The organism is Actinomycetospora sp. CA-101289 (assembly GCF_050955895.1).
GTDB lineage: Bacteria > Actinomycetota > Actinomycetes > Mycobacteriales > Pseudonocardiaceae > Actinomycetospora.
On sequence record NZ_CP192093.1, the window covers coordinates 6,131,198 to 6,143,525 of the forward strand.

15 protein-coding genes are annotated in these 12,328 nt (G+C 75.4%); 6 read left to right on the forward strand and 9 right to left on the reverse strand.

The features are described from left to right. The first annotated feature begins 8 nt into the window (after positions 1 to 8). From sigM to ACQPX6_RS30400, 5 genes are all read left to right on the forward strand, one after another. Positions 9 to 644, forward strand: coding sequence for an RNA polymerase sigma factor SigM (sigM, locus tag ACQPX6_RS30380; RefSeq protein ID WP_433784568.1), 636 nt, complete (start codon positions 9 to 11; stop codon positions 642 to 644). Then, the gene (locus ACQPX6_RS30385; protein WP_433784570.1) at positions 641 to 1,327 is read left to right on the forward strand and encodes a hypothetical protein; all 687 of its coding nucleotides are present in this window, start codon (positions 641 to 643) and stop codon (positions 1,325 to 1,327) included. Before sigM ends, ACQPX6_RS30385 begins: the two co-directional genes overlap by 4 nt. Positions 1,328 to 1,376: 49 nt before the next feature. Beyond that, positions 1,377 to 2,480 (forward strand): thioredoxin-disulfide reductase, encoded by a 1,104-nt coding sequence (gene trxB / locus ACQPX6_RS30390; RefSeq protein WP_433784572.1) that lies wholly within the window; start codon positions 1,377 to 1,379, stop codon positions 2,478 to 2,480. Positions 2,481 to 2,523: 43 nt separating this feature from the next. Continuing rightward, on the forward strand, positions 2,524 to 2,850 hold the full coding sequence (trxA, locus tag ACQPX6_RS30395; protein ID WP_433784574.1) for a thioredoxin: 327 nt from the start codon (positions 2,524 to 2,526) through the stop codon (positions 2,848 to 2,850). Positions 2,851 to 3,093: 243 nt separating this feature from the next. Continuing rightward, on the forward strand, positions 3,094 to 4,251 hold the full coding sequence (locus tag ACQPX6_RS30400; RefSeq protein ID WP_433784576.1) for an N-acetylmuramoyl-L-alanine amidase: 1,158 nt from the start codon (positions 3,094 to 3,096) through the stop codon (positions 4,249 to 4,251). Between the two features lie 28 nt (positions 4,252 to 4,279). Here ACQPX6_RS30400 and ACQPX6_RS30405 read toward each other — a convergent pair whose 3' ends face one another. From ACQPX6_RS30405 to yidD, 7 genes are all read right to left on the reverse strand, one after another. Next, positions 4,280 to 4,963 (reverse strand): GNAT family N-acetyltransferase, encoded by a 684-nt coding sequence (locus tag ACQPX6_RS30405; RefSeq protein ID WP_433784578.1) that lies wholly within the window; start codon positions 4,961 to 4,963, stop codon positions 4,280 to 4,282. A gap of 160 nt (positions 4,964 to 5,123) precedes the next feature. After that, entirely contained in the window at positions 5,124 to 6,194 is a 1,071-nt protein-coding gene (locus ACQPX6_RS30410; RefSeq protein WP_433784580.1) for a ParB/RepB/Spo0J family partition protein, read from the reverse strand. After that, positions 6,191 to 7,075, reverse strand: coding sequence for a ParA family protein (locus ACQPX6_RS30415; protein WP_433788405.1), 885 nt, complete (start codon positions 7,073 to 7,075; stop codon positions 6,191 to 6,193). Before ACQPX6_RS30415 ends, ACQPX6_RS30410 begins: the two co-directional genes overlap by 4 nt. A gap of 190 nt (positions 7,076 to 7,265) precedes the next feature. Next, positions 7,266 to 7,952, reverse strand: a complete 687-nt coding sequence (rsmG, locus tag ACQPX6_RS30420; protein WP_433788406.1) for a 16S rRNA (guanine(527)-N(7))-methyltransferase RsmG — start codon at positions 7,950 to 7,952, stop codon at positions 7,266 to 7,268. A 115-nt stretch (positions 7,953 to 8,067) separates the two neighbouring features. Then, complete coding sequence (locus tag ACQPX6_RS30425) at positions 8,068 to 8,637, reverse strand: protein jag (protein ID WP_433784582.1); 570 nt, start codon at positions 8,635 to 8,637, stop codon at positions 8,068 to 8,070. 170 nt (positions 8,638 to 8,807) lie between these two features. After that, positions 8,808 to 10,058 (reverse strand): membrane protein insertase YidC, encoded by a 1,251-nt coding sequence (gene yidC / locus ACQPX6_RS30430; protein WP_433784583.1) that lies wholly within the window; start codon positions 10,056 to 10,058, stop codon positions 8,808 to 8,810. After that, positions 10,052 to 10,396, reverse strand: coding sequence for a membrane protein insertion efficiency factor YidD (yidD, locus tag ACQPX6_RS30435; RefSeq protein WP_433784585.1), 345 nt, complete (start codon positions 10,394 to 10,396; stop codon positions 10,052 to 10,054). The genes yidC and yidD overlap by 7 nt, the downstream gene beginning before the upstream one ends. A 150-nt stretch (positions 10,397 to 10,546) precedes the next feature. Here yidD and ACQPX6_RS30440 point away from each other — a divergent pair, with 150 nt between their 5' ends. Next, entirely contained in the window at positions 10,547 to 11,320 is a 774-nt protein-coding gene (locus ACQPX6_RS30440) for an FkbM family methyltransferase (protein ID WP_433784586.1), read from the forward strand. On the opposite strand, the gene rnpA is transcribed toward ACQPX6_RS30440, so the two are convergent. Then, positions 11,310 to 11,666: a ribonuclease P protein component gene (gene rnpA / locus ACQPX6_RS30445; RefSeq protein WP_433784587.1), complete on the reverse strand. Its 357-nt coding sequence runs from the start codon at positions 11,664 to 11,666 to the stop codon at positions 11,310 to 11,312. The two genes, ACQPX6_RS30440 and rnpA, sit on opposite strands and share 11 nt — an antisense overlap. 122 nt (positions 11,667 to 11,788) lie before the next feature. Beyond that, a complete protein-coding gene (gene rpmH, locus ACQPX6_RS30450) occupies positions 11,789 to 11,932 on the reverse strand; it encodes a 50S ribosomal protein L34 (RefSeq protein WP_285658377.1) in 144 nt (47 codons plus the stop codon). Positions 11,933 to 12,328 lie beyond the last annotated feature (396 nt).

Sequence of the window (12,328 nt, forward strand, 5' to 3'; positions counted from 1 at the left end):
TCGCCGCCGTGCCCGACCCGCGCAGCGACCGCGAGCTCCTCGCCGCGCACGTCGCCGGCGTGGACGGGGCGTTCGACGTGCTGGTGCGCCGCTACGCGGAGCGCCTGTGGCTGCTCGCGTTCCGCACGCTCGACCACCGCGAGGACGCCGCCGACGCGGTGCAGGCGACGTTCGTGTCCGCGCTGCGCTCGGCGGCCCGATACCGGGGCGACTCCGAGGTCTCCACCTGGCTGCACCGCATCGTCGTCAACGCCTGCCTCGACCGGATCCGCCGGCGCCGCACCCGGTCCACCGAGCCGCTCGCCGGCCACGACCTGCCCACCCCGCGCGACGGCATCGACGACCACCTCACGCGCCTGACCGTCGCGGACGCCCTGGCCACGCTGCCCGACGGCCAGCGCCTCGCCGTCGTCCTCGTCGACGTGCACGGGTTCTCGATCGCCGAGGCCGCGGAGGTGCTCGGGGTGCGCGAGGGCACGGTCAAGAGCCGCTGCGCGCGGGCCCGCGGGCGCCTGGCCGTGCTGCTCGGCCACCTCCGCCCGCCCGAGCGCCGCACGGGGACGCCGACGGCGGGGAACGCCGCGGGCCCCGCCGACGTCCAACAGTCGAGCGACGTGAGCGACCGGACGGGAGGAGGCGCGTGACCGACGACGAGCACCGCGCCGCAGGGGGCCCGGAGCACCCGGGGGACACCGAGGGTCCCGACGCCGTGCTGCCCGACCCGCGCGACCCCGTGGTGGCCACCGCCCTGGCGCGCACGCGCGACGACCTCGCCGCGCACGGCGCGCGCACCCCCGCCCCGCCCGCCGACCTCCTCGCGGGCATCGACCGCGCCCTGGCCGCCGAGCGCGCCGGGCCCGAGCCGGTCGCCGAGCCGGTCGCCGCGCCCGTCCGCCGGCGCCGGCCGGTCCTCGTCGCCGGCGCGCTCGTCGCCGCGGCGGCCGCCGTCGTGGCCCTCGTGGCCGTCGTGCTGGCCCCGTCCGGACCGGCGCCCGCCCCGCCCGCGCCGACGGCCGCCCCGGCCCCGGGGCCCGACGTCCCCGTGCTCGCCGGCGGCGACGGCCCCGCCGCGCTGCGGGCGGGCCTCGGCAGCACCGACTACGGCCCGCTCGCCGCGCCCGGGCGACTCGCCGGCTGCCTCGCCGCTCACGGCGTCCCGGCGGGCGTGCGCCCGGTCGGGGCCCGGCAGGTGGTGGTCGACGGGCGGCCGGGCGTGCTGCTCGTGCTGCCCACCGGCACGGCCGCGCGGTTCCGGCTGCTGGCCGTCGGACCGGACTGCGCCGCCGGGGCACCGTTCACCCTCTCCGACACGCTCGTCGGCCGGTGAGCGGGGCCATCCGGGGAATCCTCGGGGCGTGCCGAGCGTTGACGCCCACGTGAGCGACCAGACCATCCACGACGTGATCATCGTGGGCTCGGGCCCGGCCGGGTACACCGCCGCGGTGTACTCGTCGCGCGCCCAGCTCGACGTGGTCGTCTTCGAGGGCAGCCAGTTCGGCGGTGCCCTCATGACCACCACGGGCGTCGAGAACTACCCGGGCTTCGCCGACGAGATCCAGGGCCCCGAGCTCATGGACCGCATGCGCCGCCAGGCCGAGCGCTTCGGCGCCGTCCTGCGCCCCGAGGACGTCGAGTCGGTCGACCTGCGCGGTGACGTCAAGTCGGTGCGGGTCAACGGCACCGACCACCGCGCCCGCGCGGTCATCCTCGCGATGGGTGCCCAGGCCCGCTACCTCGGCGTCCCCGGCGAGGAGCGGCTGCTCGGCCGCGGCGTCAGCGCCTGCGCCACCTGTGACGGCTTCTTCTTCCGCGACCACGACATCGTCGTGGTCGGCGGCGGCGACTCCGCGATGGAGGAGGCCACCTTCCTCACCCGGTTCGCCCGCTCGGTGACGATCCTCCACCGGCGCAGCGAGTTCCGGGCCTCCGGGATCATGCTGGAGCGGGCCCGCCAGGACCCGAAGATCACGATCCGCACCGACACGGTGGTCGAGGAGGTCCTCGGCGACACCACTGTCGAGGGTGTGCGGGTGCGCAACACGCTGACCGGCGAGGAGGAGACGCTGGCCGTCTCCGGCTTCTTCGTCGCCGTCGGCCACGACCCGCGCTCGGGGCTCGTGCGCGACGTCGTCGAGACCGACGACGAGGGCTACGTCCGCGTCGCCCTGCCCGGCACCGGGACCAACGTCCCCGGCGTGTTCGCCTGCGGCGACCTCGTCGACCACACCTACCGGCAGGCGATCACGGCCGCCGGCAGCGGGTGCCAGGCGTCCATCGACGCCGAGCGCTGGCTCACCGAGCAGCCCGACAACACCCGCGACACCGCCCCGCCGCCCACCCCGGGCGTCAACGGGGCCCTGGTCGACGGGCTCGCGTCCGTAGGGCCGGCGACCGCCCGCAGCACCGGCGGTGCCACCGGCGGCTCCGTCGACGAGGGTTCGCCCGAGCCCGCGGGCGACGCCGTCCCCGCCCCGTCCTGATCCGCCGTACCGACAACCGTCCATCCCCGGAAGGAAGGCCGCCATGAGCGTGCCCGTGAACGTCACCGATGCCACCTTCGCCGACGAGGTCCTCGGCAGCGAGAAGCCCGTCGTCGTCGACTTCTGGGCGACCTGGTGCGGCCCCTGCAAGATGGTCGCCCCGGTCCTCGAGGAGATCGCGGCGGAGCACGGCGACAAGCTGACCGTCGCCAAGCTCGACATCGACCAGAACCCCGCCACCGCGCGTGACTACCAGGTCATGTCGATCCCGACGCTGCTCGTCTTCCAGGGCGGCAAGCCGGTCAAGCAGATCGTCGGTGCCCGGCCGAAGTCGGCGCTGCTCGACGACCTCTCGGACGTCATCAACTGACCATCGAGTGAGCGGTGCCGGGTTCATCCCGGATCGCACGGCTCGGCCCCGGCGCCGGGCGGACACCCCTCGCGGGTGACCGCCCGGCGCCGTCGTGTGTCCGGCCGGCGCCGCCGGATCGTGACCCGCCCCGACGCCCCGCTGCACGGCCAGGCGCGCCCGGCAGGGCACAATGAGAACCCAGTGAGGCGCGACCACACCGGGCGTCCGGACCCGGGCGCGGACTCTTCGGGAGCGAACTGCATGCAGCTGCTGAGCCGCGGTGACGCCGGCCCGCCGGTCGCCGAGGTACGCGCAGCCCTCGAGGAGATGGGCATCGTCGAGCCCGGCGGGCCCGGACCCGTCCTGTTCGACGACGTGCTCGAGCAGGCCGTGCGCATCTTCCAGCAGCAGCGGGGCCTCATCACCGACGGCATCGTCGGGCCCGCCACGTACCGCGCGCTGCGCGACGCCCGCTGGGCCCTGGGCGACCGGATGCTGCTGCTCCACACGCAGTCGCCGCTCACCGGCGACGACGTGTTCGCGCTGCAGGAGCGCCTGCTGGAGCTCGGCTACGACTCGGGGCGCGCCGACGGCGTGTTCGGTCGGCAGACCGAGCAGGCCCTGCGCAGCTTCCAGCGCGACTACGGCATGAGCCCCGACGGCATGTGCGGGCCCCGCACCCTGCGCCACCTCGGCTACCTGGGCCGCAAGGTCACCGGCGGGCGGCCGGGCCTGCTGCGCGAGCAGGAGCGGCTGCACCGCGCCGGCCCGCGCCTGTCCGGCAAGCGCATCGTCATCGACCCGGGCCACGGCGGCGCCGACCGCGGCGTGCTCGTGGGCACCGGGCCCGACGCGGTCACCGAGGCCGGGGTCGTCGCCGACATCGCCCGCCGCCTCGAGGGACGCATGGCCGCGGCCGGCATGGAGGCCCTGCTCTCCCACGGCCCGCAGGACTGCCCGACCGACGCCGAGCGCGCCGGGTTCGCCAACTCCGCGGGCGCCGACGTCGTCCTGTCGCTGCACGTCGACGCCAACGCCAGCCCGGCGGCCAACGGCCTCGCCGCGTTCCACTTCGGCACCGGCAACGGCGCCACCTCGACGGTCGGCGAGGCCCTCGCCGGGTTCATCCACCGCGAGCTGCTGGCCCGCACCCGCATGCTCGACTGCGGCGTCCACGGGCGCCCGTGGGAGCTGCTGCGCCTCACGCGCATGCCCGCCGTGCGCGTCGAGATCGGCTACCTCACCAACGACCGCGACCGCGCGGCCCTGCTCGACCCCGGCTTCCGCGACGTCGTCGCCGAGGGGCTCCTCGTCGCGGTCAAGCGGCTCTACCTGCTCGGGCAGGACGACAAGCCCACCGGCACGTTCACCTGGGCCGAGGTCCTGCAGCGCGAGCACAACCGCCCCGCCGGGGTGTAGCAGTCAGCCGCAGGTCGGCATCGCAGCATCAGGACCGTGTGGTGGCTCTTGCCGGGGCCGGCGCGGCCGCCGGGGCCGTCGAGATCGTCACCGTGCCCAGCATCTGGGCGATGGCGGCCTCGACGTCCTCCTTCCAGTTGAAGCCGGTGCGCAGCTCGAAGCGCAGCCGCGGCCAGCGCGGGTGCGGCGCCACCGTCTTGAAGCCCACGCCGCGCAGGAAGGCGGCGGGCAGGACGCACGTCGGCGTGCCCGACTCGGTCCGGCCGTGGGCCTCGGCGCGGGGACGCTCGGCGTCGTCGGCGAACGCCTCGACCGCCTTGACCCCGCGGCGGGTGAGGTCACGGACGACGTCCTGGACCAGCAGCCGGCCGAGGCCCTCGCCGGCGAAGTCCGGCAGCACGTGCAGGCCGCCGAGCAGGACGGCGTCGGGCGAGACCGGGGCGGTCGGGAACGCCGCGGCCCGCGGCACCACCGAGGGCGGCGCGTAGAAGGCGAACCCGGCCGGCACGCCGTCGACGTGGGCGATGCGCCCGCACGAGCCCCACTCGAGGAGGACGCCGCTGACCCAGGCCTCCTTCTCGAGCTCGAGGGTCCCGAAGTCCTCGGCCTGGTCGGCGAGGTGCGGCGGGATCTCCCAGTAGACGCAGCGGCGACACTGCTTGGGCAGCTCCTCGATGTTGTCGAGGGTGACCCCGACACAGGTCCGCGTCACGCGTTCCGCCTTCCCCGACGACTCTCCGGCGAGGAGGATACGGTCCTCGCCCGCCGACCCTCCCGGCCACGGGGTCCCCCGGCCGGACGAATCCACCGCCACCCCGTACGGCAGCGTCGATCTCAGGGCGCCCCCAGATGAACGCTGGGCGCACCGACGATCACTCCTGGGGTGGGGGCCCCGAGGAGGGGTCCCGGCCCATCAGACGGGCGATGCGCTCCAGATCGTCCACCGAGCCGAACTCGACGACGATCCGACCCTTGCGCTGTCCGAGCTCGACCTTGACGCGGGTGTCGAAGGTGTCCGACAGCCGTTCGGCGAGGTCCTGGAGGCCCGGCGCGCGCATCGGCCGACGGGCGGGCTTCTTCGCCGTGGGCGGGGTGGCCCCGCGCGCCAGCGTCACGGCCTCCTCGGCGGCGCGCACCGAGAGACCCTCGGCGACGATGCGCGCGGCCAGCTCCTCCTGCGCGCCCGCGTCCTCGAGCCCGAGCAGCGCGCGGGCGTGGCCCGCGGACAGCACCCCGGCGGCGACGCGGCGCTGGACGGCGACCGGGAGCCGCAGCAGGCGGATCGTGTTGGTGATCGCGGGCCGGCTGCGGCCGATGCGCTCGGCGAGCTGCTCGTGCGTCACGTCGAACTCGGTCAGCAGCTGCTGGTAGGCGGCCGCCTCCTCGAGCGGGTTGAGCTGGACGCGGTGGATGTTCTCGAGCAGCGCGTCGCGCAGGAGCGTGTCGTCCGGCGTGTGCCGCACGATCGCGGGGATGTGCTCGAGCCCCACCAGCTGGGCGGCGCGCCAGCGGCGCTCGCCCATGACCAGCTCGTGGGTGAGCGTCGCCCCGCTGTCCGGCGACGGCTCGGGCTCGGGGAGCTCGCGCACGACGATGGGCTGCAGCAGCCCGAACTCGCGGATCGAGTGCTCGAGCTCGGCGAGCGCCTCGGGGTCGAACACCTGCCGCGGCTGGCGCGGGTTCGCGCGGATCCCGTCGAGCCGGACCTCGCGGTACACGGCGCCGGCGACCTCCCCCGCGCTCTCCGGGGCGGCCGCCGACGGCTCCGCGGCCGGCGGGGCCTCCTCGTCGCGCCGGGCGCCGATGACGACGTCGGCGGCGCGCGCCCCGAGCCCGGGGCGCGACGGGGCGGGCCCGGCGGCGGGCGTCTCCGGGGGACCGGTGGGGATGAGTGCGGCCAGCCCGCGTCCCAGCCCGCCGCGTCGCTCCGTGCGCTCGCTCATCGCGCCCCCTCCGCGGTCTCGGCCCGGCGTCGCGTCCGTGCAGCCACCTCGCGCGCCGCGTCGAGGTAGCTCATGGCCCCGCGCGAGCCCGGGTCGTAGGTCAGCACGGTCTGCCCGAAGCCGGGCGCCTCGGAGACCTTGACGCTGCGGGGGATCACGGTGCGCAGGACGACGTCGCCGAAGTGGTTGCGCACCTCGGACGTCACCTGGTCGGCGAGCTTCGTGCGCCCGTCGTACATCGTCAGCAGGATCGTCGACACGTGGAGCCCGGGATTGAGGTGGGACTGCACGAGCGCGATGTTGTTCAGCAGCTGCGACAGGCCCTCCAGCGCGTAGTACTCGCACTGGATCGGGATGAGCACCTCGGGTGCCGCGACCATCGCGTTCAGCGTCAGCAGGCCCAGCGACGGCGGGCAGTCGATGATCACGTAGTCGACGTCGAGCCGGTCGAGCGCCTCCGTCGTCAGCGCGTTCTTCAGCCGCGACTCCCGGTTGAGCATCGACACCAGCTCGATCTCCGAGCCGGCCAGGTCGATGGTCGCGGGAACGCAGAGGAGGTCCGGCGAGCGGTCGCACACCGCGGCGGCCTCGTCGATGGTCATCTCGCCGAGCAGGACCTCGTAGATCGAGGGCGTGCCGCTGCGGTGGTCCACGCCGAGGGCCGTGCTCGCGTTGCCCTGGGGATCGAGGTCGACGACCAGCACCCGGGCCCCGTGCAGCGACAGCGCCGCCGCGAGGTTGACCGCGCTGGTCGTCTTGCCGACGCCGCCCTTCTGGTTGGCGACGGTGATGATGCGTCGCTCGGCGGGGCGCGGCATCCGGTGGTCCTCGGGGTGCAGGACCCGGGCGGCCCGCGCCGCCTCCTCCGCGATCGGCGTCATGCCCTCGTCGCCGGCGGGGTAGAGCACCTCGCCGGCACCGAGGACGCCGGCGCCCACGCTGGCTGCGGCGTCGCTGACGGCCTCGCGCACCTTCTCCGCCGAGGGCCGGTCGCGCGGCGTTTCACGTGGAACGGGTCGCTCGCTGACGGTGCGGAGGGCAGCTCGACCCGTCGGGGTGGACGTCGGTCGCTCAGTCACGGACTCGATCCTTCCTGCTGCGGGCGCGGCGTCCGGAACCGGGGGACGTGCCACGTCGCTCGCTCCGGCTTACCAGCACGACCGTGGTGGCCGCGTCTCCCACGCCGCACCGCACGACCCGGCAGTCCTCACCGCCGGCCGCGCGGATCTCCTTGAGGTCACGCTCGACCTCGCTCTCGGCGCTCGCGCCCTTCATCGCCGCCAGGATCCCACCCGGCCGCACGAGGGGGAGCGACCAGGTCGCCAATCGCCCCATCGGGGCCACGGCGCGGGCCGTCACCACGTCGCTCTCGCCGCAACGCCGGCGCGTCTCGCGCTCCTCCGCCCGGCCGCGCACCACCGTCACGGCGAGCCCGAGCTCCTGCACGACCCGCTCGAGCCACGCCACGCGCCGTGCCATCGGCTCCAGGAGCGTGATCTCGAGGTCCGGCCGCGCGAGGGCCAGCGGGACGCCCGGGAGCCCGGCGCCCGACCCGATGTCGACGACGCCCGCACCCTCCGGCAGGACCTCGCCGACCGCCGCGCTGTTGAGCACGTGGCGGTCCCAGAGGCGGGGCAGCTCGCGCGGCCCCACGACGCCCTGGGCGTGCCCGGGGCCGGCGAGCAGCTCGACGTAGCGCTCGGCGGCGCGCAGGCGGTCACCGAAGACCTCCGCCGCCACGGCAGGCGTCGGGGGCACCGCCGGCGCATCGACCGCCCCGGGGACGTCGTCGTTCTCCGTCGTGCTCACCGTCGCGTTCCACGTGGAACGCCCGTGGCGCGGCGCGGTGCCGCGGGTCCCGTCGGCACGGCGGTCAGCCCGCCGGGTGGACCACGACGCGCCGGCGGGGCTCCTCGCCCTCGCTCTCGCTGCGGACCCCGCCGACCGTCGCGACCGCGTCGTGCACGATCTTGCGCTCGAACGGCGTCATGAAGCGCAGGCGCTGGCTGTGCCCGGTGTCCTTGGTCTCCTGCGCCGCCTGGCGCCCGAGGTCCGTGAGCTCCGAGCGCCGCTGCGAGCGCCAGCCGGCGACGTCGAGCATGAGGCGGTTGCGCGCACCGGTCGACTGCTGCACCGCGAGACGCGTGAGCTCCTGGAGCGCTTCGAGGACGTCGCCCCGGGCGCCGACGAGCTTCTCGAGGTCCTTGCCACCCTCCACGCTCACGACCGCGCGGCCCGCCTCGACGTCGAGGTCGATGTCGCCGTCGTAGTCGAGGATGTCGAGCAGCCGCTCGAGGTAGTCGCCCGCGATGTCGCCCTCGCGGACCAGCTGGTCCTCCGAGCTGCGCTCCGCGCGCGTGGCGTCCTCGCCGGGCGCCTCCGCCCCCGCCTGCCCCCGGTCCTGCTCCTGGTCCTCGTCCTGCGACGTCACGGTCTCCGACACGTCGTCTCCCTTTCCGCCCGGCCCGGCCGGGGCCTGTCTGGCACGTGTCGCGCCGGCATCGCGCGGACGTGCGGGTCCGTGGTCCGGTCCGTGCCGCGAGGTGTCGCGCACGTCGACCGGGCTGAGGTGGCGGGGGACCGGGCGGCGTCGCCGTCGGCCCTCGCCGCCGCCTACTTCTTCTTCTTGGGCCGCTTGCCCTGGCCCGAGGAGGCGAGCTGGCCGCCCTTGGCGCCGTTCGAGCCGTTGGAGCCGTTCGTGCCGTGGGAGCCGTTGCCCCCGCCGCCGGACCCCTTGCCGCCCGTCTGGCCGGCGCCGTTGCCGCTGGCCCGGGCGACCTTGCCCGGCGCCGGGCGACCCGAGCCCTGGCGCTGCTGGCCACCGCCCCCGCGGGAGGGCCCGAGCTTGCCGGGGGCACGGCGTCCCGAGCCCTTCTTCGACCCGCCGCCCCCGGACCCCCCGGTCGGCTGGCCGGTGGTCGGGGCGGGCTCGTCGGCCACCACGACGTCGTCCTCGGCGGCGGTGTCGGCGGCGGTCGTGTCCGCGTCACCGGCGAGCGGGCGCTGGCGCTGCGGCTTCTGGCCCGGGCGGGGCGCCAGGGCGTCGCGCTGCTCGCGCGCCTGCTCGCGCTTCTCCTCCTCCTCGCGGGCGATCTTGCGGTAGATGAGGAACTGCTGGCCGAGCGTCCACGAGTTCTGGCTCAAGAAGTAGATCAGGATCGCGATCGGGAAGAAGGCGCCGAAGACCAGCAGACCGGCCGGGAACAGCCACATCGTGATCTTGCCCATGATCGCGGCCTGCGGGTTCGCGGCGGCTGCCGGGCTCTGGTGCTGCTGCGAGACGCGTGCGGTGAAGTGGGTGGCCACCGCGGCCAGGATCATCAGCGGGAGCGCGACCGGGACGACGTGGCTCTGGAAGTTCCCGAAGTTGAACGAGAAGGTGCCGAGCGACTGCATCCCGCCGGCGATCGCCTCGTTCAGCCGGACGCCGAAGATGTCGGCGTTGGTGAACGACTCGATGTCGGCCCGGTCGAAGACGTAGTTGTAGGGGTAGTTCGGCTGGAACCCGCGCAGCACGTGGAACAGACCGATGAAGACCGGGAGCTGCACCAGCAGCGGCAGGCAGCCGCCCAGCGGGTTGACGCCGTGCTCCTTCTGGAGCTTCTGCATCTCCTCCGCGAGCTTCGTGCGGTCGTTCTTGTACTTCTCCTGCAGCTTCTTGATCTGCGGCTGGAACTCCTGCATCTTGCGCATCGAGCGCACCTGGCTGATGAACGGCTTGATCAGCAGGGCCCGCAGCGTGAAGACGAGGAAGATCACCGACAGCGCCCAGCCGAAGCCGTTGGCGGGTCCGAGGACGAAGCCGAACACCTCGTGCCAGAACCACATGATGGCCGACACCGGGTAGTAGATGAAGTTCAGCACGACTCTCGCTCCTCGGTGTGGGGGTCAGCCCCCGTGTCGGCGGCGCGGCGGGGCCACCCGCACCGCGTCCGGTGGCCGCGTGGCGGCACCGGGTCCAGACCTCCAGGGTGCCAGGGCGCGCACTTGACCACCCTGACCAGGGTCAGCCCCGTGCCGATCACGACCCCGTGGGTGCGCAGCGCCCCGACCGCGTAGGCGCTGCAGGTGGGGTGGAAGCGGCACGACGGCGGGAACATCGGGGAGATCCACCGCTGGTAGAACCCGAGCACGGCGACCAGGGCACGGACCGCCGGCGACGGGCGCGCCGACGGACCCGGCACCCGGGCTCGGTCGTCCACCGATGCCGTCCTCCTCGTCGGGGCGCGGGCCGCACACTGCGGGGGCTCGGCAGGTGCCGGTCGCGCTCGTCCCCGCCATGGTGCCCTCCCGCGCGACCGGAAGCGACCGTGGCGGCAGGGTGCCTCTGGGGTCGTGGGAGCATCCGCGCCGTGTCGATCGACGGAAGCCCCACCGCCATCAGGAGGAACGGGAGCGGCACCCGGCGGTCCCGCGCGGTGCGCGCGGTCCTCTGCGCCGCCGCCCGACGGGGCACCGTGGTCGAGAAGGAGATCCTGGGCCTCGCCGACCTGGTCCGCCCCGGCGACGTCTGCCTCGACGTCGGCGCGGAGTTCGGGCTCTACACCCACGTGCTCGCCGACCTCGTCGGGCCGACCGGCACGGTCCACGCCTTCGAGCCCCAGCGCGGCGCCCACCGCGCCCTGCAGCTCGGCATCCGTGCGGCCGGCCTCGACTGGGTCGGCCTGCACCGCCTCGCGCTCGGCGCGACGCCGGGCACCGCGGAGCTGTCGGTGCCGCGCCGCCGCGGGCTGCCGGTGCACGGGCGCGCGTACCTGACCGCCGGCGCCCGGGACGACGGCCCGAACCGCGAGTTCGCGGGCCACCGGCTCGAGACCGTCGCCGTCGAGACCGTCGACACCGTGGTCGCCGACCTCGGGCTCCCGCGGCTCACCCTGGTCAAGGCCGACGTCGAGGGCGCCGAGGGCGCGCTGCTCGACGGTGCCGCCGGGACGCTCGCCCGTCACCGTCCTCACCTGCTGCTCGAGATCGAGGACCGGCACACCGGCAAGTACGGGGTGCGGGCCGACGAGCTGTTCGACCGGCTCACGGGCGGGCTGGGGTACACGGCGCGCACCTGGTCGCGGGGCTGGCGGCCCGTCGCGGGGATCGTCGACACCGAGCGCAACTACCTCTTCAGTCCGTGAGTCGCAGCCGCGCGAGCGCGGCGTCGAGGTCCTCGCCGAGCTCGGCCGAGGTGGCGTCCGCCGCCGCGGGCTGGGCGCGGACGACGAGGTCGGTGCCCGGCGGCAACGTCGCCAGGCGCGGGCGCAGCAGGTGACGCAGGCGCCGGCTGACCCGGTGCCGGACGACGGCGGGGCCCACCCCGCGGCCGACGACGAGCCCGGCGCGGGCCGGGCGGTCCGGGGTCGGCGGCACCACCGACGGGGCGAGCGCGTGCACCACGAGCCGGCGTCGCCCCGCGCGGCGTCCGCGGCGCAGCACGAAGCGGAAGTCCTGGGGCCGGGTGATCCGGAGGGGGCGGGGGAGCACGGGGGGATGCCGCAGGGCGCCGCCGGGGTGGGTGGGCGCGGCCCGACACACGACGACGGGACCGCCTCGGGTGGAGGGGCCCCGTCGGGTGGATCGAACCGCCGGCCCGGCCGGCGGGCCGGTCAGGCGCTGATCTGCTCGCGGCCCTTGCGGCGGCGCGAGGCCAGCACGGCGCGGCCGGCGCGCGTGCGCATGCGCAGCCGGAAGCCGTGGGTCTTCGACCGGCGACGGTTGTTCGGCTGGAACGTGCGCTTGCCCTTGGCCACTTTCGGGTTCTCCTGCTCCAACGCGCCGCGCGATCGCGGCAGCACGGTCAGTGCCGGCGGCCCGTCGGGCGCCGACTCCGGTCGCGTCCAGGGTAGCCGGTGACCCGTGCCCGACGAGCACCCCGGTCGGCGACCGCCGCGCGGGGGGAGGTTGTGGCCCGGTCGGCTGCCTTGTTAGCGTCCTGCTCCCGCCGTGGTCGCGGGTCCCGCCGAGGCGGACCGCGCCGCCACCACGGGTGGACGCCGCGCCCCGGGCGCCGGGGGGCTTCGCCGGGACCCACGCGTCTCCGTCCGCGCTCCGTCGTGCACAGTTGTGGACAGGATTGTGGACGCGCGCGCCCGCGGACGGACCGGGACGACCCCCTTGGCCGGGGCAGGGGACGGAGGGGGTGCCGG